The following is a 23,827-nucleotide window of genomic DNA, read 5'->3' on the forward strand; positions in this document are numbered from 1 at the left end:
CGGACGTCCTGCTCGTGATCGTCTTCTCAACCGTCACCGGGCAGGCGGCAGGACGAAGGGCTCCCGCGAGGACGTGACTCGCGGGAGCCCTTCGGCGGGGTGAGGGGGTGTCACACGGTGGCCGGGGCGGCCGGCAGCACGTGGTCGCCGACCGTGTCGGTGCTCAGACACAGGGAGCAGACGACGGCGTCGTGCGTCGGGCAGGCGGCCACGTCCGGACGCTCGAACCGCTGCCGGCACACATGGCACTCGTACGTCACGGCACTGGGGTTGCCGTCCTCGTCCACAAGCGGCTCGGCGATGCCGTCGTCGGTGCGCCGCAGGTAGTACCTGCCGCGGGTGACGACGGCCGTCAGTGGCGTGAGGACGAAGGCGATGACGGCGGCGGCGACGGGGGAGTACGGCTGCAGTGTGTCGCCGAAGACGTGGAAGTACAGGGCGATGGACAGCCCCGAGGCGGCGACGAAGGCGACGACACCGACCGGGTTGACGGCGTAGAGCATGCCGCGACGGAACTCCGGGGCGTGCGGGGACAGCTTCAGCAGGTACTTGTTGACGCCGATGTCGGTGGCGACGGTGACCACCCAGGCGATCGCGCAGTTCGCGTAGAAGCCGAGGATGCCGTTGAGGAAGCTGAACATGTCGGCCTCCATCAGCGCGAGCGCGAAACCGAGGTTGACCACCACGAAGACCATCCGGCCCGGATAGCGCCCGGTGACGCGGGTGAAGGAGTTGGTCCACGCGAGGGAGCCGGAGTACGCGTTCGTCACGTTGATCTTGATCTGGCTGATCACCACCAGGACCACGGCCAGCGGGACGACGAGCCAGGACGGCATCATGGCGTCGAAGGCGCCCTTGAACTGCTGGATCGGCTCGGGCGCCGCGGCCGGACCCACCTCGGCGAGGATGTACACCGCGAGGAACACGCCGATGGCCTGCTTCAGCGCGCCCAGCACCACCCAGCCGGGGCCGGCCATCACCACGGCCGTCCACCAGGCCCGCCGGTTGGACTCGGTCTTCGGCGGCATGAACCGCAGGTAGTCGATCTGCTCGCCGATCTGCGCGATCAGCGACAGGCACACACCCGCGCCCAGCAGCACGGAGGCGGTGTCGATGCCGCCCTCGTGATCGGTGCCGGCGTAGGCGAGGAAGCGGTCGACCGTGCCCGGGTCGGTGGAGACCAGGTAGACCAGCGGGCCGACCATCAGCAGCAGCCAGATCGGCGTCGTCCACACCTGGAGCCTGCTCAGCGCCTTCATGCCGTAGATGACCAGCGGGATCACCATGAGGGTCGAGACCAGGTAGCCCAGCCACAGCGGCAGTCCGAGCCCCAGCTCCAGGCCCTGGGCCATGATCGAGCCTTCGAGGGCGAAGAAGATGAAGGTGAAGCTGGCGAAGATGACGCTGGTGAGGACCGAGCCGAAGTAGCCGAAGCCGGAGCCGCGCGTGATCAGGTCCAGGTCGATGTTGTAGCGGGCCCCGTAGTAGGCCAGCGGGAAGCCGGTGACGAAGATGACGACGGCCGCGACGAGGATCGCGAGCAGCGCGTTGCCGGTGCCGTGCGCCAGGCCGATGCCGGCGCCGATGGAGAAGTCGGCCATGTAGGCGATGCCGCCGAGGGCGGTCGTCGCCACCACCATCGGGGACCAGCGCCGGTAACTGCGCGGCGCGAAGCGCAGGGTGTAGTCCTCCAGGGTCTCCCTGACGGCCTGGTCGGCACCGGGCGCCGCCGTCGGTGCGCGGTCCGGTCCGGTGACTTCTGCCAGTCGTGGCTCGCTGCTCATGCCACGCCTCCTTGCTGCGAGGGGGGACTTGCCGGGGGGCGGCTCACTGACGGGGGACGCTAGGAGGCCGTCGTTACCCGCGCACACCTCGTGCATGAAGGACGTGTTTCGGCAGACTCCGGGGCCCGGGGACGCCCGGGGGCCGTACGGGCCGGGGAACGGCCGGCCGGGTCACCGCGGCCCGCTGCGGCTTCGCCCCGGGCGCAGGCGACCCCCCGTCAGGCCCGGACCGGTGCTGGGCGTCCTGTCCGGTCAGGCCGACGACGGCCAAGGCCAGGAAGGCGGTGACCGCCCCGAGCCAGCGACAGAGGAGGCGAGGTGCGCGGTGAGCGCGGTCTCTTCCTGTTGGAGCTCTGAGCGGGTTGCGCCTTCCGTCCCGGCGCGTCGGACCACCCGCGGACGCGCGGGCCGCCGACCGCTTCGCGTGCGTCCCGGGCGCATCCCGACCGCATCCCGGCCGGTCCCGACCGCATCCCGGCGCACACGCGGCGAGGTGCCCGGCACGGGATCCGCGGTGCGACGCACCGGTGCCCCACCTCGTGGGCGGGGCACCGGTGGACCGGCGTGCGCGCCCGGCTACGTGAAGGACCGCAGGCGCAGGCTGTTCGTCACGACGAACACGGACGAGAACGCCATCGCCGCGCCCGCGATCATCGGGTTGAGCAGGCCCGCCGCGGCCAGCGGCAGCGCCGCGACGTTGTAGCCGAAGGCCCAGAAGAGGTTGCCCCTGATGGTGGCGAGGGTCCTGCGGGACAGGCGGATCGCGTCCGCCGCCACCCGCAGGTCACCGCGGACGAGGGTCAGGTCGCCGGCCTCGATGGCCGCGTCGGTGCCGGTGCCCATGGCCAGGCCCAGGTCTGCGGCGGCCAGGGCCGCCGCGTCGTTGACGCCGTCGCCGACCATGGCGACCGTACGGCCCTCGGCCTGCAGTCGCCGGACGACGTCCACCTTGTCCTGCGGCAGGACGTCAGCGATGACCTCCTCGATGCCGACGGCCCGTGCCACCGACTCGGCGACGAGCCGGTTGTCGCCGGTCAGCAGCACCGGCTTCAGACCCAGTCGGCGCAGCTCGGCGACCGCCTCGGCGCTGGTGTCCTTGATCGCGTCGGCGACGGTCAGGACGCCGCGGGCCTCGCCGTCCCAGGCGACGGCGACCGCCGTACGCCCCTCTGCCTCCGCCGCGGCCTTGGCCTCGGCGAGCTCACGGGGCAGCTCGATGGCCCACTCGGCCAGGAGCTGCTCGCGTCCGACGACGACGGCATGCCCGTCGACCACGCCCTGGACGCCGAGGCCGACGACGTTCTCGAAGTTCTCCGGCACCGGCAGACTGCCGACCCGCTCGATCGCCCCGGCGGCGACGGCCCGGGCGACCGGGTGCTCGGAGGCGTGCTCCAACGAGCCCGCCAGCCGCAGCAGTTCGCCCTCGTCGCCGCCACGGGCGTACACGTCCCGGAGGGTCATCCGCCCCGTGGTGACCGTTCCGGTCTTGTCCAGGACGACCGTGTCGACGCGGCGCGTGGACTCCAGCACCTCCGGGCCCTTGATGAGGATGCCGAGCTGCGCGCCGCGGCCGGTTCCGACCATCAGCGCGGTCGGAGTGGCCAGACCCAGGGCGCAGGGGCAGGCGATGATCAGTACGGCGACGGCGGCCGTGAACGCCGCGGTGGCGTCGCCGGTGGCGCCGAACCAGCCGCCGAGGGTGGCGACGGCGACGAGGAGGACGGCCGGGACGAACACGGCGGAGATCCGGTCGGCGAGGCGCTGCACCTGCGCCTTGCCGTTCTGGGCGTCCTCGACCAGCTCGGCCATGCGGGCGAGCTGGGTGTCGGCGCCGACGCGGGTCGCCTCGACGACGATCCGGCCGCCGGCGTTGACCGTGGCGCCGGTGACGGTGTCCGCGACGGTCACGTCCACGGGCACCGATTCGCCGGTCAGCAGGGAGGCGTCCACCGCGCTGGTGCCCTCGACCACGGTGCCGTCGGTGGCGATCTTCTCGCCGGGGCGTACGACGAACCGGTCGCCCACGGCCAACTGCGCGACGGGGATGCGTACTTCCGTTCCGCCCCGCAGTACGGCGACGTCCTTCGCGCCCAGCTCCAGCAGCGCCCGCAGCGCCGCGCCCGCCTTGCGCTTGGACCTCGCCTCCAGGTAGCGCCCGGCGAGGATGAACGCGGTCACACCGGCGGCGGCCTCGAGGTAGATGGCGGAGGAGCCGTCGGCGCGCGAGACGGTGAACTCGAAACCGTGCCGCATGCCGGGCATTCCGGCGTGGCCGAGGAACAGCGCCCACAGCGACCAGCCGAGCGCGGCGAGCGTGCCGATGGACACGAGCGTGTCCATGGTGGCGGCACCGTGCCGGGCGTTGGTGAGGGCGGCCTTGTGGAAGGGGAAGGCACCCCACACGACGACGGGGGCCGCCAGGGTCAGCGACAGCCACTGCCAGTTGTCGAACTGCAGGGCCGGGACCATCGCCATCAGCACCACGGGCACGGACAGGGTCAGCGACACCCACAGCCGCTGCCGCAGGGAGAGCAGTTCGCCGTCCGGGCCGGCGGGTGACTCCGCGGTTTCCTCCTCGGTCACCGGAGGTGCCGGCTCCTCGGCCGTGTAGCCGGTCTTCTCGACGGTGGCGATGAGGTCGGCGACCTCGGTGCCCTGCGGATAGAAGACCTTCGCCTTCTCGGTGGCGAAGTTGACGGTCGCCGTGACCCCGTCCATCCGGTTGAGCTTCTTCTCGATGCGGGCGGCGCACGAGGCGCACGTCATGCCGCCGATGGAGAGCTCGACCCGGGAGGCGGAGGGCGGCGCGGGGACCGTGCCGGGAGTGGTCTTCTCGGGAGCCGTACTGGTCATGCGTGTCTCCTGGGAGAGGCCGGGAGGCGCGGCGTCCGTATCAGCGGAGCGGCGCCTCCCGGCGCGGGAGGATGCGTGGTGCGTGCCGGGGGGGAGGAGGCCCCGACGGGGCCGTCAGGCCCGCCCGACGAGCTCGTAGCCGGCCTCGTCGACGGCGGCGCGGACGGCCTCCTCGTCGAGCGGGGCGGCGGAGGTGACGGTGACCTCGCCGGTCCCGGCGACGGCGCGGACGTCGGTGACACCGTCGAGGAGGGAGATCTCCTTCGAGACCGCGCCCTCGCAGTGGCCGCAGGTCATGCCGGAGACCTCGTAGACGGTGGTGACGCCGACGCCCTGGACGTCGGTCGCGGCGCCCGAGCCGCAGGAGCCGCCGGAGGAGCAGCAGGAGCCGGAGTCGGTCTGGGTGGTCATGGGTCGCTCCCTCGGGGTGCGGTTGCAGGGGTTCGCCCGGGAGGGCGTCGCTTCCGGCCCTCCCGACACCGCCGACTATATACCCCCTGGGGGTATATCTGCATCTCGTGTTGCTCTGCCTGCGTCGGTTGAGCGGGCGAGTTGCGCCGGATCGATCCGCCGGCCGAGCCGCGCGGCCCGAGGCGACACTGTTACCCCCAGGGGGTATACTCCGAGGTGAACGTTACCGGGCGACGGGGAGACGGGCCGAGTGGGGACGCGCATGAGGCGACACCGCGGGTCGGCGTCGACCGGGGCGGTGGGCGGCGGCCCGGCGCTCGGCGTGCTGGTGGCCCTCTGGGCCGCGTTCGCCGTCCTCGTTCACCATGACGTCAGCGCGGTGACCGCTCTCCGCGACGTCCCCCGCGCCCCCACGGCCGCGACTGCCGAGCGGGAAGCCGACCGTCACCCCGCGTCCGCGCCGCACGCCACGGGGCACGAGCCGTCGGCCCACGGGGAGGCGCCGGCCGGACACGCCGGCGACGCCATGGACTGCTCGCACAGCTTCGTCCAGCACTGCGGCGCCGCACTCACCGAGCAGGTCAAGCCCTCCCCGCCGAGAGCGGTGTCGCGCGCGAGCGTCTCCCCGGCCCCCGCACCCTCGGCCGGCCCGGCGTGTGCCCGCTCCGCCGAACGCGCGCCGCCCGACCTGTCCGTCCTCTCTCACCTGCGCATATAGGCGCGGCCCTCCCGGCACCGCCGGGACCCGGTCACAGCCATGGGCGTCGCCTCCCGGGTGACGCCGCGCACAGAGAAGAGGACCCCGTACCGTGAACAGCATCAACCGTCGCTCCCTCCTGCTCGCGGGCCTCGGCGTCGCCGGCGCCGGCGCGCTCGCCGCCTGCGGCAGCGGTTCGTCGTCCACACCGACCCTGATGAGCCCCTCCGGATCGGCCGTCGCCCGTACCGAGAACAGGCGCCGCGGCACCGGCGTCGAGCGCAGGGTCGCCCTGACCGCGGCCCCCGTCACCCTCGACCTCGGCGGTGTCAGGGCCGCCACCTGGGCCTACGGCGGGCAGGCCCCCGGCAAGGAGATTCGGATCTCCGCGGGGGACACCCTCGTCGCCGAACTCTCCAACCGGCTCCCCGACGGGACCCCTACCTCCGTCCACTGGCACGGACTGGCCCTGCGCTCCGACATGGACGGCGTACCGATGGTCACCCAGGGGGACGTCCGCGCCGGCGGCACGTTCACCTACCGCTTCATCGCCGCCGACCCCGGCACCTACTGGTTCCACCCGCACTCCGGCGTCCAGCTCGACCGAGGCCTGTACGCCCCGCTGATCGTCGAGGACCCCGAGGAGCCGCTCTCCTACGACGACGAATGGGTGATCGTCCTCGACGACTGGCTCGACGGCGTCACCGGCACCCCCGACGAGGTTCTCGCCGAACTGCGGCGGGGCATGGGCGACATGGGCGGTCACGGCTCGTCGGGCTCCGGCGGCTCCGGTCATGACATGTCCGGCCACGGCATGGACGACATGGGCGCGGACGGGACGAGCTCCGCACCGTCCGTGTCCCCCTCCGGCGATGGCGCCGGCGGGTCGCGGTTCATGCTCATGGGCGCCACCAGCGACCTGCTCGGCGGTGACGCGGGCGACGTGGAGTACCCCTACCACCTCGTCAACGGCAAGGTCCCGGCCGACCCGGACGTCTACCCGGGCAAGCCGGGCCGGCGCGTGCGGCTGCGTTTCGTCAACGCGGGCGGCGACACCGCCTACCGGGTGGCGCTCGGCGGTCACCGGATGACCGTGACCCACACCGACGGCTACCCCGTCGAGCACCGGCAGACCGACGCCCTGCTGATCGGCATGGGGGAGCGCTACGACGCCCTGGTGACGCTCGGCGACGGTGTCTTCCCACTCGTCGCGCTCGCCGAGGGCAAGAACGCGACGGGCCTGGCCCTGGTCCGCACGGGATCCGGCGGCGCGCCGTCCGCGACCGTCCGCCCCCGGGAACTGGACGGCACGGTCCTCACCGCCTCCGCCCTGGAGGCGGCCGACGCGGTGCGCCTGCCCGCGAAGGCGGCGGACGTCGTCCACCGCGTCGAACTGACCGGCGGCATGGAGAAGTACGACTGGGCGATCAACGGCCGTCCGTTCGACATGCGAAACCCGGACGCCCGTCCCTTCCTGGTCGAGGAGGGGCAGCGCGTCCGGCTGGACTTCGTCAACACGACCGAGATGTGGCACCCGATGCACCTGCACGGACACACCTTCCAGCTCGGCGGCGCCGGTGCCCGCAAGGACACCACCCTCGTGCTGCCGAACAAGACGGTGTCCGTCGTGTTCGACGCCGACAACCCGGGTCAGTGGATGCTGCACTGCCACAACGTCTACCACGGTGAGGTGGGCATGATGGCCCTCGTCGCCTACCGGGCGTGACGGCTGACAGGTGAGGCGGGCGTGCTCCGGTCCCCGGCCGGAGCACGCGGCCCTTCCCCGTCCGCCGAAACGCGCCCGGTTCGTCAGTGGTAGGCGTGGACTACGGCGTGGCCCTTGCCACGCCCGATCATCCACTTGTTGACCGGCGTGGTGATCAGGAAGGCGACCCCGAACCCGCCCAGCAGGGCCGACCAGAACAGACCGTCGGACAGGTGGGCGTCCATCGCCCCGGGCGTCAGGGCGATGATGGCGTTGTCGACGAGCTCCATCACGGCGATGGAGACGGTGTCGGCGGCCAGCGCCACCTTGATCGCGGACTTGAGGGACAGGCCGGCCCGGACCACCGCGAACAGGGTGAACGAGTAGCCGAAGAGGAACGCCAGCGCGATCGCCAAAACCATGGTGGGCACGTTGCCCCACAGCAGCGCGGTGCCGATCACCATGCCGAGGATCTCGCCGATGGCGCACCCCGTCAGGCAGTGCAGCGTCGCCTTCACCGCCGTGGCCCAGGAGGCACCCGCGTGGGCGTGGTCGGCCGTGTGGCCCTCGTGGCCGTGGCCTCCGTACGTGACGTCGTCGTGCGGAGTGTCGATGTGGTGCGAGCTGTGGTCCATGACCTTCATCCCCATTCCCGTCCGGTGGCCCGTTCCAGGGACTGCACACTCCCAACCGTATACCCCCTGGGGGTATTCCCCCGGTGTCTTCCCGTCTCCGGCGAGGGCGCCCACGTTCCGCCGCCCCTTCCAGGCTGACGGACTCCTCGCCGGCTGTCACGCTCGGTTACCGTGCTCACCTCCTGCCCGAGGCCGGACGTACCAGGCGCGCCGCCATCGACGGGCTGCTCGGGATCCGCCGCACCGCGGACCTCGCGAAGGGGCGCGGCTGTGTGCGTGGCGGGAGACGGGTCGAGCGGGTGATCGGGGCCCTGGGCGCCCCGGACGCGGTGACGGATCGCCGCCGGACCGCAGGCCCGCCGCGGTGTCTGGTCCGTGCGACGGGCCCGGACCTCGCGGACTGGCGGCGTATCGGCACCGCTCTGGGGCGGGCGGCCCGCTGTCACGCTTGATTACTATGCTCAATGCATGCCGGACCAGCAGAGAGCGCACCGCTACTGACGGACTGCTCGGAGGGGGAACGAGGAGGTCGGAAACTCCTCACATGCTTCCCAGGGCTGATCGGAGAGGTTCGCCTGGATGACAGAGCGTAGGAGCTGGCTGTGGAACGCAAGGTGAACGAGCCGTGGGGCCTTGGAACATGTTGAGGGAGGTCACAGCGACCCGCTACGTCGCACCCTTGCGCTCCGGAGGCTCCGTCCCGGCTGTCGTCGAGGCCGACGACCTCGGCACCTACGTCGTGAAGTTCACCGGCTCCGCGCAGGGCCGCAAGGCCCTGGTCGCCGAAGTGATCGTGGGCGAACTGGCGCGGGCCCTCGGGCTGCGCTTCCCCGAGTTGGTCCTGGTGCGCTTCGACCCGGCGATCGCCGACGACGAGCCCCACCAGGAGGTGCGGGACCTCCACGGTGCGAGCGCCGGCGTCAATCTCGGCATGGACTACCTGCCGGGGGCGCGTGACTTCACCCCGGAGGTCGCCGGGGCCCTCCGGGTGGACCCGCTGGAGGCGGGCCGGATCGTCTGGCTGGACGCGCTGACCGCGAACGTCGACCGTACGGTCCACAGCTCGAACCTGATGGTGTGGCCGACGTTCGGCACGGCACCCCCGCGCCTGTGGCTGATCGACCACGGAGCGGCCCTGGTCTTCCACCACCGCTGGGACGGCTCGGACCCCGAGAAGGCGTACGATTTCCGCCACCACGCCCTGGGCCGCTACGCCCCGGACGTGCGCGCGGCGGACGCGGAGCTGGCGCCACGGGTGACCGGGGACCTGCTGCGGCAGATCGTGGCGCGGGTCCCGGACGCCTGGCTGACCGACTTCGCCTCCCCCGGCGAGGCCCGTGAGGCCTACGTGACGTACCTCTCCGCACGCGTGCGCGCCTCGAGCCGGTGGCTGCCCACGGACTTCCCGAGCCGGGAGGAACTCGCCGCGGAGGAGACCCTGCGCGCGGCGAGGAACCAGCAGGGACGCCCCGCGTGGCTCAAGCAGGTCCCCGACCTGCACGGACAGCCCGCGGCCCGACAGGATTGGTCGGTGCACCTCGGATGAGCGGCCGTGTCGAGATCGAGTACTGCACCCAGTGCCGTTGGCTGCCGCGCGCGGCGTGGCTGGCCCAGGAACTGCTCACGACGTTCGAGTCGGAGGTGACGGAACTGGCGCTGAAGCCCGGCAAGGGAGGCGTCTTCGTGGTCCGCGTGGGCGACGAGGTGGTCTGGGACCGCCGCGCGCACGGCTTTCCGGAACCGACGGCCGTCAAGCGGGCCGTGCGCGACCGAGTGGCCCCGGGGAAGTCCCTGGGCCACTCGGACCGACCGGCTTCCTGAGGGCTCAGCCCCGGAGCCGCTCGTACGCAGGCAACGTCAGGAAGTCCGCGTAGTCCTCGTCGAGCGCGACCTCCAGCAGCAGGTCGTGGGCCTGCTGCCAGTGACCGGCCGCGAAGGCCTCCTCGCCGATCTCGGCGCGGACGGCCGCCAGTTCCTCCGCGGCGATCCTGCGGGCCAGTTCGGGGGTGGCCTTGTCGCCGTTCTCGAACTCGACGCCCGCGTTGATCCACTGCCAGATCTGGGAGCGGGAGATCTCGGCGGTGGCCGCGTCCTCCATGAGGTTGAAGATGGCCACCGCGCCGAGGCCGCGCAGCCAGGCCTCGATGTAACGGATGCCGACCTGGACGGCGTTGACCAGGCCCGCGTACGTCGGCCTGGCGTCCAGGGAGTCGATCGCGATCAGGTCGGCCGCCTCGACGTGGACGTCCTCGCGCAGGCGGTCCTTCTGGTGGGGCCGGTCGCCGAGGACCCGGTCGAAGGACTCCATGGCGATCGGGACCAGGTCGGGGTGGGCCACCCAGGAGCCGTCGAAGCCGTCGCCGGCCTCGCGGTCCTTGTCGGCGCGGACCTTCTCGAAGGCGACCTTGTTGACCTCGGCGTCCCGGCGGGAGGGGATGAAGGCCGCCATGCCGCCGATGGCGTGCGCGCCGCGCTTGTGACAGGTGCGCACCAGCAGTTCGGTGTAGGCGCGCATGAACGGGGCGGTCATCGTGACCGCGTTGCGGTCCGGGAGGACGAACCGGGCGCCGCCGTCACGGAAGTTCTTGACGATGGAGAACAGGTAGTCCCAGCGGCCGGCGTTCAGACCAGAGGCGTGCTCGCGCAGTTCGTAGAGGATTTCCTCCATCTCGTACGCGGCCGTGATGGTCTCGATCAGGACGGTGGCGCGCACGGTGCCCTGCGGGATGCCGATGTGCTCCTGTGCGAAGACGAACACGTCGTTCCAGAGGCGGGCCTCCAGGTGCGACTCCGTCTTGGGCAGATAGAAGTACGGGCCCTTGCCGAGGTCGAGCAGGCGCCGGGCGTTGTGGAAGAAGTACAGGCCGAAGTCGACGAGGGCGCCGGGCACCGGCCGGCCGTCGGCCTGGAGGTGACGCTCGTCCAGGTGCCAGCCGCGCGGGCGCATCACGACGGTGGCGAGCTCGTCGTCGGGGCGCAGGGCGTACGACTTGCCGGACCCCGGATCGGTGAAGTCGATGTTCCGGGTGTACGCGTCGATCAGGTTGAGCTGGCCGAGGACGACGTTCTCCCAGGTCGGCGCGGAGGCGTCCTCGAAGTCGGCGAGCCACACCCGAGCGCCCGAGTTCAGGGCGTTGATGGTCATCTTGCGGTCGGTGGGACCGGTGATCTCGACACGGCGGTCGTCGAGGGCCGCAGGGGCCGGGGCGACCTTCCAGGAGTCGTCCGCGCGGATCGCGGCGGTCTCCGGGAGGAAGTCCAGGGTGCAGGTGCGGGCGATCTCGGCGCGGCGCTCGGCGCGGCGGGCGAGGAGTTCGTCACGGCGCGGCGTGAACCGGCGGTGCAGCTCGGCCACGAACGCGAGGGCCGCTTCGGTGAGGACCTCCTCCTGCCGGGGCAGGGGCTCGGCGTCGACGATGGCCAGCGGGGACGGCGCTGGTGCGGACATGAGCTGTCACTTCCTTCAGCGAGCGTGGCACCGGGTGCCAGGAGACCGGGTACGGCGGGGAGCACTCCGAGAGCGGGGGAGTGCGGGCAGTGCTTCTGATGAGTGGATACTAGTTTCCTCATCGTGGAAGTTCAATGGTTTGTTGATGTCGAGATACTCCGGATCGAGGCAAGGTGGCTCCCCGTGCCACCGCGGTCACTCGAGGTGGACCAGGTCCGCCTGTGTGTCGATGTCGTACGGTCGGGCCACGTCCCCGCACTCGACGAGCGTGATCGCCTCCTCGCGCTCCTTCAGATAGGCGCGTGCCCCCCGGTCGCCGGTCGCAGTCGCGGCGACGGCGGCCCAGTGCGCGGCGCCGAACAGCACCGGATGCCCGCGCACGCCGTCGTAGGCGGCCGACACCAGCGACGACTCGTCCGTGTACGCCGCGCGCACCCGCCGGGCCGCCTCCGCCCCGATGCCCGGCTGGTCCACCAGCGACACCAGCGCCGCCCGCGCCCCCGATCCCGCCAGCGAGTCCAGCCCGGCCCGCAGCGAGCCGCCCATGCCCTGCTCCCACCGCGGATTCACCACCAGGACGCACCCGTCGAGCCGCGCCCGCTCGCGCACGGCGTCGGCGGCGGCCCCGAGGACCACGTGGACCCGTGTGCAGCCGGCCTCGCGCAGCACCCGCACCGCGTGCTCCACCAGCGGCCGCCCGCGGTGCGTCAACAGGGCCTTCGGGCGGCCGCCGAGGCGCCTCCCGCCGCCGGCGGCGAGGAGCAGCCCGGCGACCTGGTCTTCCGTGTGCGTCATGGGTTCTGCATACCTGACGCTGCGGTGGCCGCGCGGTTCCGCAGGGCTGAATTTCGGTCCCCACGGTGGCGGAGCCGGTCGGGAAGACGTTTTACTGACCCGCGTCCCCCGGCGCCGACCAGCGTCACGGGGACGTCCGGGGGAGGACGAGACGTAGGTGCGCACCGAGACGTGCGCGGGGGGAGAGCTGTGTTGCGGAGCTTGGGGCAGAGGCCGGTGACCGGCAGCGACGACGATCCGAGGGTGGTGGAACTGCGGGCGGCGGTCTCCCGGCTGCGCCGTGAACTGGCAGCGCACCCGGCCGAGTTCAAGGACCGGGTCATAGCCGAGGACGAACTCGCCGCCCTCGCCGCGATGGCGGGCCACGGTGTCCCCGAGATCCCCCGCCTGCGCCGCTCCCTGCTGCTGATCGCGGGTGCGATCGGCTCGGTGAGCGCCCTGGCCCGGGGGCTGTCGGAGGTCCGGGACGCGGTCGAACTCTTCGGGCAGGCCCCCCGGGGGTGAGCCGGCCTGCCGGCCCCGGGGCAGGGGCGCCGGGCGCCGTCCCGCGGGGGCCGGACGCTGCCGGGCGCGGCGTCGGGCCGGCGCCGCACCCTTCGTTCAGCCGCGCCGAGAGGTGAGGCGGCTGTCCGTGCCGTGAGGGCGGGTCGGTCGTGCGGTGGTTGCGGCTCGGGTCGTGCGGTGAGACGGCTGTCCCGTGTGGTGAGGCGGGTACGGGGCGGCGGCTGTCCCGTGCCGTGCGGCGGCTGTCCCGTGCCGTGCGGCGGCTGTCCCGTGGTGTCAGGCCGCCGGGCCGCCCGTGGTCGTCAAGGCGACCGACAACTCGGCCGCCACCTGCTGGAGCACCGGGACGATCCGCTCCGTCGCGGTCTCCGTGACGCGGCCGGCCGGGCCGGAGATCGAGATGGCCGCCGCCGTGGGGGAGTCGGGGACCGGGACGGCCAGGCAGCGGACGCCGATCTCCTGCTCGTTGTCGTCGACCGCGTACCCCCGGCTGCGCACGTCCTGGAGGGCGGCCAGGAAGCCGTCCGGAGTGGTGATCGTCTTGTCCGTCGCGGCCGGCATACCGGTGCGCCGGAGCAGGGCGCGCACCTCGTCGTCCGGGAAGTCCGCGAGCAGCGCCTTGCCGACGCCCGTGGAGTGCGGCAGGACGCGCCGGCCGACCTCGGTGAACATGCGCATCGAGTGCTTGGACGGCACCTGCGCCACGTACACGATCTCGTCACCGTCGAGCAGCGCCATGTTCGCCGTCTCCCCGGTCTCCTCCACCAGCCGCGCCAGGTAGGGGCGGGCCCAGGTGCCCAGCAGCCGGGAAGCGGACTCGCCGAGGCGGATCAGGCGGGGGCCGAGCGCGTAGCGGCGGTTGGGCTGCTGGCGGACGTATCCGCAGACCACCAGCGTGCGCATGAGGCGGTGGATGGTGGGCAGCGGCAGCCCGCTGCTCGCGGACAGTTCGCTCAGGCCGACCTCGCCGCCCGCATCCGCCATCCGCTCGAGCAGGTCGAAGGCGCGCTCGAGGGACTGGACCCCTCCGCCGGCGGACCTGGCGGAGTCGGTGGTGCTGGCGCTGGACGTCGGCACGGCGCGTTCCTTTCGAAACAGGCGGGAAGAGCTGAAGCCTACCCGGCGGTCGGTTGACTCCCCGCTTGTGCGTAGCTACGTTCTGCCTGTCGGAATCGTAATTCCGTTTTGTGGAAACATCCAGAGCGGGGCCGACGGGTGCATCGTGGAGAAGTGTGCCCTTGACGCCGTGCGGGTGTGAGTGAAGACTCCTTCAACAGATCGTTGAATTCCGTTCGCGGAGACCATGGGGAGTCGATCCCGTTCTCGCGGAAGTCAACAGCGACAGAGAGGGGCCCGGGTGTCCGACGCCGAACTGGTGCTGCGCTCGACGCGCGTCATCACCCCCGACGGGACGCGCGCCGCCTCGGTCGCCGTCGCGGCGGGCAGGATCACGGCCGTCCTGCCGTACGACGCCCCCGTCCCCGGCGGCGCCCGCCTGGAGGACGTCGGCGACCACGTCGTGCTGCCCGGCCTGGTCGACACGCACGTGCACGTCAACGACCCCGGCCGCACCCACTGGGAGGGCTTCTGGACCGCCACGCGCGCGGCGGCGGCCGGCGGCATCACCACCCTCGTCGACATGCCCCTGAACTCCCTTCCGCCGACGACCACCGTCGACCACCTGCGCGTCAAACGAGAGGTCGCCGCCGACAAGGCGCACATCGACGTGGGCTTCTGGGGTGGAGCCCTGCCCGACAACGTCAAGGACCTGCGTCCGCTGCACGAGGCCGGCGTCTTCGGCTTCAAGGCATTCCTCTCCCCGTCCGGCGTCGACGAGTTCCCGCACCTGGACCAGGAGCGACTGGCCCGGTCCCTCGCCGAGATCGCCGGGTTCGACGGCCTGCTGATCGTGCACGCCGAGGACCCGCACCACCTCGACGCCGCCCCGCAGCAGGGCGGCCCCCGGTACGCCGACTTCCTCGCCAGCCGCCCCCGCGACGCCGAGGACACCGCCGTCGCAAGCCTGATCGCGCAGGCGAAACGTCTCCACGCGCGCGTGCACGTCCTGCACCTGTCCTCGTCCGACGCCCTGCCGCTCATCGCCGCCGCCAAGGCCGAGGGCGTGCGCGTCACCGTCGAGACCTGCCCGCACTACCTGACCCTCACCGCCGAGGAAGTCCCGGACGGCGCCAGCGAGTTCAAGTGCTGCCCGCCCATCCGCGAGGCCGCCAACCAGGACCTGCTCTGGCAGGCGCTGGCCGACGGCACCATCGACTGCGTGGTCACCGACCACTCCCCGTCCACGGCCGACCTCAAGACCGACGACTTCGCCACGGCCTGGGGCGGCATCTCCGGCCTCCAGCTCAGCCTGCCGGCCGTGTGGACCGCGGCACGCGCGCGGGGGCACGGCCTGGAGGACGTGGTCCGCTGGATGTCCACGCGCACCGCGCGGCTCGTCGGCCTCGACGACCGCAAAGGCGCCATCGCGGCGGGCCGCGACGCCGACTTCGCCGTCCTCGCGCCCGACGAGACGTTCACCGTCGACCCCGCCGCGCTGCACCACCGCAACCAGGTCACCGCCTACGCGGGCCGCACCCTGTACGGCGTCGTGAAGTCCACCTGGCTGCGCGGCGAACGCATCGTCGCCGACGGCCGGTTCACCGCACCGAAGGGCCGCCTGCTGACGCGGGACCACTGAGCCGCCCTCCCTCGCCCGCACCGGCCGACCCCGAAAGGACGATCTGATCATCGTGACGGCGATACCCAGCTTCACCGGCGACGCGAACCCCTACGGCGGCGGCGACCCCTACGCGGACTACCGCACCGCCGACTTCCCCTTCACCCGGTTCGCGAACCTCGCCGACCGGCAGCTCGGCGCCGGTGTGATCGCCGCCAACGACGAGTTCTTCGCCCAGCGGGAGAATCTGCTGGTGCCCGGGCCCGCCGAGTTCGACCCGGAGCACTTCGGTCACAAGGGCAAGGTCATGGACGGCTGGGAGACCCGCCGCCGGCGCGGCGCCTCGGCCGACCACCCCTGGCCGACCGCGGACGACCACGACTGGGCGCTGGTCCGCCTCGGCGCGCCGGGCGTGATCCGCGGCATCGTCGTCGACACGGCCCACTTCCGCGGCAACTACCCGCAGGCGGTGTCGGTCGAGGCCACCTCGGTGACCGGCTCCCCCTCCCCGCGGGAACTGCTCGGCGACGACGTGAAGTGGACGACCCTCGTCCCGCGCACCCCGGTCGGCGGCCACGCGGCGAACGGGTTCGCCGTCTCCGCCGAGCAGCGCTTCACGCACCTGCGCCTCAAGCAGCACCCCGACGGCGGCATCGCCCGCCTGCGCGTGTACGGCGAGGTCGTCCCCGACCCCGTCTGGCTGGACGTCCTCGGCACCTTCGACGTCGTCGCCCTGGAGAACGGCGGCCAGGTCGAGGACGCCTCCGACCGCTTCTACTCCCCGGCCGACAACACCATCCAGCCCGGCCGCTCCCGCAAGATGGACGACGGCTGGGAGACCCGCCGCCGCCGCGACCGGGGCCACGACTGGATCCGCTACCGCCTGGTCGCCCAGTCCCGCGTCCGCGCCCTGGAGATCGACACGGCCTACCTGAAGGGCAACAGCGCCGGCTGGGCGTCGGTGTCGGTGCGCGACGGCGAGGACGGCGACTGGAGGGAGATCCTCCCGCGTACCCGCCTCCAGCCCGACACCAACCACCGTTTCGTCCTGCCGGCGACCGCCGTGGGCACCCACGCGCGCGTGGACATCTATCCGGACGGCGGCATCTCCCGGCTGCGCCTGTTCGGCTCCCTCACCGAGGAGGGCGCGACCCGCCTGTCGGCCAGACACCAGGAGCTGGGCGGCTGACCGGAGCCCCCGGGCGGAGGCACGAGGGTCGGCCCGTCGGGTGCTCGACGACGACGCCCGTCCAGGTCCGCGGCGGTGGCGGCGGTGGCGTGGACGGGGCCGGGCGGGGGCGGTGCACGCGGCGCAGCCCCGCGCCGACGGCGGGCCCCGCGGTCACCGGTAGCCGGCGAGCGGCAGGCCCGCGACCGCCGCGACGGTCGCGAGCCGGCCGCCTCACGCCGCGTGTCCCCCGTCCACCGAGAACTCCGCGCCCGTGACGTAGGCGGCACCCGCCAGGTACGCGACCGTGGACGCCACCTCGTCCGCCGTGCCGAAGCGGCCCAGCGCGGTCATTGCGGCCTGACCCGCGGCATACGGCCCGTCCGCCGGATTCATGTCGGTGTCGGTCGGCCCCGGATGGACGATGTTGGCCGTGATGCCCCGCGGCCCCAGCTCCCTGGCCAGCGCCTTCGTCAGACCCACCAGCGCCGCCTTGCTCATCGCGTAGAGCGTCCCGCCCGGCCCCGGCACCCGCCGGGTCATGCACGACCCGACGGTGACGATGCTGCCGCCGGCCCCCATCCGGCCGGCGGCGGCCTGCGAGGCGAGGAAGACGCCCCGTACGTTCACCGCGAGCACCCGGTCCACCTCGGTCAGCGGCAGGTCCCCGAGCGGCCCGAGCACCCCTACCCCGACGTTGTTGACCAGCACGTCGAGCCCGCCCAACGCCTCCGCAGCGGCCCCCACGGCGTCCGCCGCCTCCCGCGCGTCCGCCGAGTCCGCGCGCAGGGCGACCGCCCGCCGCCCGAGGGCCTCGACGGCCCGCACCACGTCCACTGCTGCCTCCGCGCCGTTCACGTAGGTCAGGGCCACGTCGGCGCCCTCCCGGGCCAGCCGCAGCGCCGTCGCCGCACCGATGCCGCGGCTGCCGCCGGTCACCAGGGCCGCCTTGCCGTCCAGTCTGCCGTTCGCGATTCCGTTCGAGTTCGTCATGCCCCCATCCCAGCCGTCCGCGCCCGCCGGCACCGGCGGCGAACGGACATCGATCCCGGCCGGCCGGAACTCTCCGCCTCACCTCCCTCGTTCTTCCCGTGTGACTCTTCGGCAGGACATCGTCGGCACCGCCATGCAGATGGCGGTCGTCACCCTCGGACCCGGCCAGACCGTGTACTGCGAGGCGGGCAAGTTCCTGTTCAAGACGGCCGACGTGACCATGGAGACCCGTCTGTCGGGCCCGTCGGACAGTGGCGGCCGGGCCCCGGGCGGCGGCACGGCGGGCGCCATGGGCGGCATGCTGCGCCAGGCCACGGGCACCGCGATGCAGGTCGGCCGGCGTGCCCTCGCCGGCGAGTCACCGGCGTTCCAGTACTTCACCGCGCAGGGCACCGACGGCACCGTCGGCTTCGCCGGCGTGCTCCCCGGTGAGATGCGCGCCCTGGAACTGGACGGCACGCGCGCGTGGTTCGCGGAGAAGGACGCCTTCGTGGCCGCCGAGTCCACCGTCGAGTTCGACGTCGCCTTCCAGGGCGGCCGCACCGGCACGAAGGGCGGCGAGGGCTTCGTCCTGGAGAAGTTCACCGGTCACGGCACGGTGATCATCGCCGGTGCCGGCAACTTCATCGACCTGAACCCGGCCGATCTCGGCGGCCGCGTCGAGGTCGACACCGGCTGCCTGGTCGCCTTCGAGGAGGGCGTCCGGTACGGCGTCCAGCGCGTCGGCGGCCTCAACCGCCAGGGCCTGATGAACGCCGTCCGCGGCGGCGAGGGCCTCTCCCTGGCCGTCCTGGAGGGCGACGGCCGGGTGATCCTCCAGTCCCTCACCCTCGCGGGCCTCGCCGACGCGCTGAGGAAGGCCCAGGGCGGCGACAGACAGGGGCCGACCGGCGGACTGTTCTCCACCGGCGCGGGATGAACCGATGACTTCCGGGACCGGTCCGGGTCCGCACTGACGACAGTGGACCCACCGAGCACCGACAAGGAGGCACCGGCATGGGAAAGCTCGTGCTCACCAGCTTCGTCACCCTCGACGGCGTGTACCAGGCTCCCGGCGGCCCCCGCGAGGACACCCGCGACGGCTTCACCCAGGGCGGCTGGACCGTCCCGTACTGGGACGACGACTTCGGCCGGTTCGTCACCGAGGTCTTCGACCGCGTCGGCGCCTTCCTCCTCGGCCGCCGTACCTACGAGATCTTCGCCGCCTACTGGCCGTCGATGACCGACCCGACGGACCCCGTCGCCACCCGGCTGAACTCCCTGCCCAAGCACGTCGCCACGTCCACGCCCCTCGCCGACCCCGTCTGGCCGGGCGCCACCGCGCTCCACGGCGACCTCGCCGAGGAGGTCACCGCCCTCAAGGAGGACACCGACGGCGAACTCCAGGTCCACGGCAGCGGCGCCCTGGCGCGCGGCCTCCTCGCGCAGGACCTGGTCGACACCGTGCACCTGCTGACCTTCCCGGTGGTGCTGGGCGCCGGACGCCGTCTCTTCGCCGACGGCGCCCCGCCCACCGCGTTCCGCCACACCGGCGGCCGGATCACCGCGGCGGGCGTCTCCGTCCAGTCGTACGACCTGGCGGGCCGCCCCCGCTACGGCACCTACGAATCCCCGGGCACCGGCGCGTGACGTCCCCGCGCGCGGCGGCGCACCGCGCCGAGGACGGGCGTGCCCGGTGGCCGCCGACGACGTGCGGGGCGCGTGCCCCGCCGCACTCACCGGAGAACGGCGCCACCGGCCTGCCAGCCGGCCCCGCGCTCAGGGGTCCTCGCACTGTGCCCGCCCGGGCCGCGCGGCCCGGCACACCTCGCCGCGTTGCCGGAAAGCCCTGGTAGCTCCGCCACAAGGACTCCCCGGCGCCTTGCGCGGCACGACACCGGACCACGCGGCCCGATCAGGCGCTCACAGTGCAAGGACCCCTCAGCCGGAGCTCCGGCTCGACGCGGCGGCGAACAGGGCGAACGCGACCACCACCAGCGCGGCGCTCGCGTACAGCTCGTAGCCGTCGAGGAGGCCGAACCGCTGCACGAGCCCCCAGTCCCAGTCGGTGAACTCGTGCACCAGCCCGGCCACGCCCTGCACCAGGGCGAGGAAACCGAGTGCCTCCAGCAGTTGCTTCATGGCCCCCACCCTCGCCCCGCGGACCCCCCGCCCGCATCGGCCGCCGGGCGGCGCGCCCGCGACGCACGGCCCTCGTCGGCCGGCTCCCGCGCGCCGAAAGTCGCGGGCGCGGCGACTTCGGTAGGCGGTTCTCCCGCTTTCGTCGACGATCCCGCCGCAAGAGAGGGTGAGGCGTATCCGCACTGCGTAGATTTGTCGACCATGAGGGCTCACGACCGGACCGGGCACACGGACCCGGCCTTCCCGGAACGCCGGTGGCTGCTGCCGTCCGCCGTGGCCGCCGAACCGGACCCGGACGCCGGACGCCACGGACGCCCGCCCCGGCGGACCGTGCGCGACTGGGTCGTCGACTTCACCTGCTTCCTCGTGGCCGTCGCCATCGGCCTGATGGTGGCCGACACCCTCCCCGAGCAGGACGACCTCCCGCACGCCCTCCTCGTGACCGACCAGCTGACGGGCGCGCTCTCCTGCGCCGCGGTCTGGCTGCGCCGCCGCTGGCCCGTCGGCCTCGCCGTCGCGACGATCCCCCTCGGCTTCCTGTCCACCACCTCGGCCGGCGCCGCCGCGGTCGCCCTCCTCACCCTCACCGTGCACCGCCCCTTCCGGTACGTCGCCTGGGTCGGCGGCGTCCAGGTCGCCCTCATCCCGGTGCTGGTCTGGGCGCGCCCGGACCCGGAGCTGGAGTGGGGACCGGCCGTGGTGTGGACCGTGCTGCTCACCCTCACGATCATCGGCTGGGGCATGTTCGTCCGCTCCAAGCGACAGCTGATGCTCAGCCTGCGCGACCGCGCCCGGCGCGCCGAGACGGAGGCGCGACTGCGCGCCGAACAGGCACAGCGGCTGGCCCGCGAGGCCATCGCCCGCGAGATGCACGACGTGCTCGCCCACCGGCTGACCCTGCTCAGCGTGCACGCGGGCGCGCTGGAGTTCCGGCCGGACGCGCCCCGCGCGCAGATCGCGCGGGCGGCCGGCGTCATCCGGGAGAGCGCCCACGAGGCCCTCCAGGACCTGCGCGAGATCATCGGCGTGCTGAGGGCCGGCGAACCCGACGACACCGGTCGCCCGCAGCCGACGCTGGCCGCCCTGGACACCCTGGTCGCCGAGTCCCGTGCGGCCGGCATGAAGGTCACCCTCGACCAGCGCGTCACCGACCCCGTCGCCGTGCCCGCCTCCGTCGGCCGCACCGCCTACCGCGTCGCCCAGGAGTGCCTCACCAACGCCCGCAAGCACGCCCCCGGCGCGGAGGTCGCGGTCGGCGTCACCGGCGGGCCCGGGGAGGGCCTCACCGTGGCCGTCCGCAACCCCGCCCCCGAGGGCGACGTACCGCCCGTTCCCGGCTCCGGCCAGGGCCTGATCGGCCTGACCGAACGCGCCGTCCTGACCGGCGGCCGACTGGAGCACGGTCCGCGCGCGGACGGGGGGTTCGAGGTGCGGGCGTGGCTGCCGTGGCCCGCGGCCTGAGAGCTCCGGACGAAAGGGGAGGCCGATCAGGTCGCGGCGTCCGGTGCGTGCGATCGCAACGCGCTGGAAGCTCCTCGTAGCGGAGCTACCAGGGGTTTTCGGCAACGCGGCGAGCGTGCGTGCCAGTCGGCGCGAGCCGGCCTCCCCTCTTGTTCGGAGCTCTGAACCGGCCGTCCGGGCCGTCGACCGCCCAACTCCCCGTCCACGACCGTGATTACGTAGGGGCCATGACTGCGATCAGACTCCTCCTCGTCGACGACGATCCCCTGGTGCGCGCCGGTCTGTCCTTCATGATGGGCGGCGCCGACGACATCGAGATCGTCGGCGAGGCGGGCGACGGCGACGAGGCCGAGGCGCTCGTCGACCGCACCCGCCCGGACGTCGTCCTCATGGACCTCCGGATGCCGTCGGTGGACGGCCTGACCGCCACCCGCAGGCTGCGGGCCCGCGAGGACGCCCCGCAGGTCGTGGTCCTCACCACCTTCCACGCCGACGAACAGGTGCTGCGGGCCCTGCGCGCGGGCGCCGCCGGGTTCGTCCTGAAGGACACCCCGCCCGCCGAGATCGTCGACGCCGTGCGCCGGGTCGCGGCCGGCGACCCCGTGCTGTCCCCCACCGTCACCCGCCAGCTGATGGACCACGCGGCCGGCGCCTCCGCCGACACCCGGCGCGCCCGTGCGCGCGAGCGGATCGCGGCCCTCGGCGCACGCGAACGCGAGGTCGCCGTAGCGGTCGGCCGGGGCCTGTCCAACGCCGAGATCGCCGCCGGGCTGTTCATGAGCGTCGCCACGGTCAAGGCCCACGTCTCCCGCGTCCTGGCCAAGCTCGGCCTCAACAACCGGGTGCAGATCGCCCTGTTGGCGTACGACGCGGGGCTGCTGGAGGAAACCGCGGACAGCGGGGACGAGGCGGACGGCGGGGACGAGGCGGACGGCGGGCACTAGAGGGCCGGCCCGTTCGTTGGGGCGGGTGACGGGAGGGGGGAGCGTCATGGGCGAGAAGATCGACCTGGGGGAGTTCGGGGAGGGGTTCCGCAGGGACCCGCACCCGGTGTACGCGCGGCTGCGCGAGCGCGGCCCGGTCCACAAGGTACGGCTGCCGGGGGCCGACGCGGACCACGAGGCGTGGCTCGTCGTCGGGTACCTGGAGGCGCGCGCGGCGCTCGCCGACGCGCGGCTGGCCAAGGACGGCCGCCGGATCGGCATCACCTTCGACGACGAGGAACTGATCGGCAAGTACCTGCTGATCACCGACCCGCCGCAGCACACGCGGCTGCGCGCGCTGGTCTCCCGCGCCTTCACCGCGCGCCGGGTGGAGGGGCTGCGGCCCAGGATCCAGCAGATCACCGACGACCTGCTCGACGTGATGCTGCCGCACGGCCGCGCCGACCTCGTCGAGTCGCTCGCCTACCCGCTGCCCCTCACCGTCATCTGCGAACTGCTCGGCGTCCCCGAGATGGACCGCACCGAGTTCCGCAAGCTCTCCACCGAGACGGTCGCGCCGACCAGCCGGGAGAGCGCCCACGACGCCTTCGTGCGGCTCGCCGGGTACCTCGCCGAGCTGATCGAGGACAAGCGGAGCTCCGGTCCCGGCGACGACCTGTTGAGCGACCTGATCCGGACGACCGCCGAGGACGGCGACCGGCTCTCGCCGGGCGAACTGCGCGGCATGGCGTTCCTGCTCCTCATCGCCGGTCACGAGACGACGGTCAACCTCATCACCAACGCCGTCCACGCCCTGCTCACCCACCCCGACCAACTCGCCGCCCTGCGCGCCGACATGACGCTGCTGGACGGCGCCGTCGAGGAGGCCCTGCGCTACGAGGGCCCGGTCGAGAGCGCCACGTTCCGCTTCGCGGCCGAGCCGCTGGAGATCGGCGGTACACCCATCGGGCGGGGCGAGCAGGTGGTCATCGGCCTCACCGCCGCCGACCGCGACGGGGCCCGCCATCCCGACCCCGACCGCTTCGACATCCGCCGCGACACCCGCGGCCACCTCGCCTTCGGCCACGGCATCCACTACTGCCTGGGCGCCCCTCTGGCCCGCCTGGAGGCCCGCACGGCCCTGCGCTCCCTGCTCGACCGCGCCCCCCGCCTCGCCCTGGCCGGCCCACCAGGCGACTGGCTGCCGGGCATGCTGATACGGGGGATGCGGAGCCTGCCGGTGCGCTGGTAGGACCCGCGCACCGGCAGGCCGCTGCCACCTGTCCTGGTGGGACACGTCCGACCGGCGTCGGCGGCCTGGGTCGCCTGTGCCGGTGGGGCCCGTCCGCCGACTGTCGGCGGTCCGGATGACTTGGGCCGGTGGGGCCTGTCCGTCGGGCGTGGCCCGGGTCAACCGTGGCCGGGGGCGGTGTCCTGGCGTCCCGGCGGATCCGGCACGTCGGACCCGTGCGGGTGCCCCCGCACGGCCCGCGAGCCGGGCCGGTCGGAGGGTGCGGTTCCCGTGGGCCAGGGCTGGGCCGTCGTTTCGCGGGCGACCGGGGGCTGCGCCGGGGCCTCGGGGAGACCGGGCCATGGCTGGGTCGGGGTGTCGGCGTGGCTGGGTGGCCATGGCTGGGTCGGGGTGTCGGGGT

General features: G+C 73.1%; 21 protein-coding genes. 12 read left to right on the forward strand and 9 right to left on the reverse strand.

What is annotated here, in order from left to right:
* Window positions 1–110 precede the first annotated feature (110 nt).
* The 3 genes from ACZ4YY_RS04590 to ACZ4YY_RS04600 all read right to left on the reverse strand — a co-directional run bounded on the left by ACZ4YY_RS04590 (window position 111) and on the right by ACZ4YY_RS04600 (window position 5,048).
* A complete protein-coding gene (locus ACZ4YY_RS04590; protein WP_468283781.1) occupies window positions 111–1,784 on the reverse strand; it encodes a purine-cytosine permease family protein in 1,674 nt (557 codons plus the stop codon).
* 576 nt (window positions 1,785–2,360) lie between these two features.
* Complete coding sequence (locus ACZ4YY_RS04595; RefSeq protein ID WP_468283783.1) at window positions 2,361–4,637, reverse strand: heavy metal translocating P-type ATPase; 2,277 nt, start codon at window positions 4,635–4,637, stop codon at window positions 2,361–2,363.
* Between the two features lie 114 nt (window positions 4,638–4,751).
* On the reverse strand, window positions 4,752–5,048 hold the full coding sequence (locus tag ACZ4YY_RS04600; protein ID WP_468283785.1) for a heavy-metal-associated domain-containing protein: 297 nt from the start codon (window positions 5,046–5,048) through the stop codon (window positions 4,752–4,754).
* 262 nt (window positions 5,049–5,310) lie between these two features.
* Between ACZ4YY_RS04600 and ACZ4YY_RS04605 the strand changes: the two genes are divergently transcribed.
* Together ACZ4YY_RS04605 and ACZ4YY_RS04610 are read left to right on the forward strand one after the other, a co-directional pair.
* Window positions 5,311–5,766 carry a hypothetical protein gene (locus ACZ4YY_RS04605; RefSeq protein WP_468283787.1) on the forward strand — a complete coding sequence of 152 codons (456 nt, stop codon included), beginning with the start codon at window positions 5,311–5,313 and terminating at the stop codon, window positions 5,764–5,766.
* Window positions 5,767–5,857: 91 nt separating this feature from the next.
* Window positions 5,858–7,471 (forward strand): multicopper oxidase family protein, encoded by a 1,614-nt coding sequence (locus ACZ4YY_RS04610; protein ID WP_468283789.1) that lies wholly within the window; start codon window positions 5,858–5,860, stop codon window positions 7,469–7,471.
* Window positions 7,472–7,554: 83 nt separating this feature from the next.
* Here ACZ4YY_RS04610 and ACZ4YY_RS04615 read toward each other — a convergent pair whose 3' ends face one another.
* Window positions 7,555–8,085: a DUF4396 domain-containing protein gene (locus ACZ4YY_RS04615; RefSeq protein ID WP_468283791.1), complete on the reverse strand. Its 531-nt coding sequence runs from the start codon at window positions 8,083–8,085 to the stop codon at window positions 7,555–7,557.
* Window positions 8,086–8,725: 640 nt separating this feature from the next.
* Here ACZ4YY_RS04615 and ACZ4YY_RS04620 point away from each other — a divergent pair.
* Both ACZ4YY_RS04620 and ACZ4YY_RS04625 read left to right on the forward strand, forming a co-directional pair.
* Window positions 8,726–9,631: a HipA family kinase gene (locus tag ACZ4YY_RS04620; RefSeq protein WP_468284346.1), complete on the forward strand. Its 906-nt coding sequence runs from the start codon at window positions 8,726–8,728 to the stop codon at window positions 9,629–9,631.
* Window positions 9,628–9,906, forward strand: coding sequence for an Rdx family protein (locus ACZ4YY_RS04625; protein ID WP_468283793.1), 279 nt, complete (start codon window positions 9,628–9,630; stop codon window positions 9,904–9,906). Before ACZ4YY_RS04620 ends, ACZ4YY_RS04625 begins: the two co-directional genes overlap by 4 nt.
* A gap of 4 nt (window positions 9,907–9,910) precedes the next feature.
* Here the strand turns inward: ACZ4YY_RS04625 and aceB are convergent, their stop codons facing one another.
* Both aceB and ACZ4YY_RS04635 read right to left on the reverse strand, forming a co-directional pair.
* Window positions 9,911–11,533, reverse strand: a complete 1,623-nt coding sequence (gene aceB / locus ACZ4YY_RS04630; protein WP_468283795.1) for a malate synthase A — start codon at window positions 11,531–11,533, stop codon at window positions 9,911–9,913.
* 195 nt (window positions 11,534–11,728) lie between these two features.
* The gene (locus ACZ4YY_RS04635) at window positions 11,729–12,328 is read right to left on the reverse strand and encodes a nucleotidyltransferase family protein (protein ID WP_468283797.1); all 600 of its coding nucleotides are present in this window, start codon (window positions 12,326–12,328) and stop codon (window positions 11,729–11,731) included.
* Between the two features lie 189 nt (window positions 12,329–12,517).
* Between ACZ4YY_RS04635 and ACZ4YY_RS04640 the strand changes: the two genes are divergently transcribed.
* The gene (locus ACZ4YY_RS04640; protein WP_468283799.1) at window positions 12,518–12,832 is read left to right on the forward strand and encodes a DUF5955 family protein; all 315 of its coding nucleotides are present in this window, start codon (window positions 12,518–12,520) and stop codon (window positions 12,830–12,832) included.
* A 276-nt stretch (window positions 12,833–13,108) separates the two neighbouring features.
* On the opposite strand, the gene ACZ4YY_RS04645 is transcribed toward ACZ4YY_RS04640, so the two are convergent.
* Window positions 13,109–13,909, reverse strand: a complete 801-nt coding sequence (locus tag ACZ4YY_RS04645) for an IclR family transcriptional regulator (protein WP_468283801.1) — start codon at window positions 13,907–13,909, stop codon at window positions 13,109–13,111.
* 280 nt (window positions 13,910–14,189) lie between these two features.
* On the opposite strand from ACZ4YY_RS04645, the gene allB reads away from it, so the two are divergent.
* Window positions 14,190–15,530, forward strand: a complete 1,341-nt coding sequence (gene allB, locus ACZ4YY_RS04650) for an allantoinase AllB (protein WP_468283803.1) — start codon at window positions 14,190–14,192, stop codon at window positions 15,528–15,530.
* Between the two features lie 52 nt (window positions 15,531–15,582).
* Window positions 15,583–16,698, forward strand: a complete 1,116-nt coding sequence (alc, locus tag ACZ4YY_RS04655) for an allantoicase (protein ID WP_468283805.1) — start codon at window positions 15,583–15,585, stop codon at window positions 16,696–16,698.
* Between the two features lie 213 nt (window positions 16,699–16,911).
* On the opposite strand, the gene ACZ4YY_RS04660 is transcribed toward alc, so the two are convergent.
* The gene (locus ACZ4YY_RS04660) at window positions 16,912–17,670 is read right to left on the reverse strand and encodes an SDR family oxidoreductase (RefSeq protein WP_468283807.1); all 759 of its coding nucleotides are present in this window, start codon (window positions 17,668–17,670) and stop codon (window positions 16,912–16,914) included.
* A gap of 100 nt (window positions 17,671–17,770) precedes the next feature.
* Between ACZ4YY_RS04660 and ACZ4YY_RS04665 the strand changes: the two genes are divergently transcribed.
* The gene (locus ACZ4YY_RS04665) at window positions 17,771–18,589 is read left to right on the forward strand and encodes an AIM24 family protein (protein ID WP_468283809.1); all 819 of its coding nucleotides are present in this window, start codon (window positions 17,771–17,773) and stop codon (window positions 18,587–18,589) included.
* 77 nt (window positions 18,590–18,666) lie between these two features.
* Window positions 18,667–19,299 carry a dihydrofolate reductase family protein gene (locus tag ACZ4YY_RS04670; RefSeq protein ID WP_468283810.1) on the forward strand — a complete coding sequence of 211 codons (633 nt, stop codon included), beginning with the start codon at window positions 18,667–18,669 and terminating at the stop codon, window positions 19,297–19,299.
* 291 nt (window positions 19,300–19,590) lie between these two features.
* Here the strand turns inward: ACZ4YY_RS04670 and ACZ4YY_RS04675 are convergent, their stop codons facing one another.
* The gene (locus tag ACZ4YY_RS04675) at window positions 19,591–19,791 is read right to left on the reverse strand and encodes a hypothetical protein (RefSeq protein ID WP_468283812.1); all 201 of its coding nucleotides are present in this window, start codon (window positions 19,789–19,791) and stop codon (window positions 19,591–19,593) included.
* Window positions 19,792–19,992: 201 nt separating this feature from the next.
* On the opposite strand from ACZ4YY_RS04675, the gene ACZ4YY_RS04680 reads away from it, so the two are divergent.
* The 3 genes from ACZ4YY_RS04680 (at window position 19,993) to ACZ4YY_RS04690 (ending at window position 23,427) form a co-directional block, all read left to right on the forward strand.
* Window positions 19,993–21,252, forward strand: a complete 1,260-nt coding sequence (locus tag ACZ4YY_RS04680) for a sensor histidine kinase (protein ID WP_468283814.1) — start codon at window positions 19,993–19,995, stop codon at window positions 21,250–21,252.
* Between the two features lie 227 nt (window positions 21,253–21,479).
* On the forward strand, window positions 21,480–22,196 hold the full coding sequence (locus ACZ4YY_RS04685) for a response regulator transcription factor (RefSeq protein WP_468283816.1): 717 nt from the start codon (window positions 21,480–21,482) through the stop codon (window positions 22,194–22,196).
* 46 nt (window positions 22,197–22,242) lie between these two features.
* Window positions 22,243–23,427 carry a cytochrome P450 family protein gene (locus ACZ4YY_RS04690; RefSeq protein ID WP_468283817.1) on the forward strand — a complete coding sequence of 395 codons (1,185 nt, stop codon included), beginning with the start codon at window positions 22,243–22,245 and terminating at the stop codon, window positions 23,425–23,427.
* Window positions 23,428–23,827: the final 400 nt, after the last annotated feature.

The organism is Streptomyces sp. NPDC030143, from assembly GCF_055573695.1.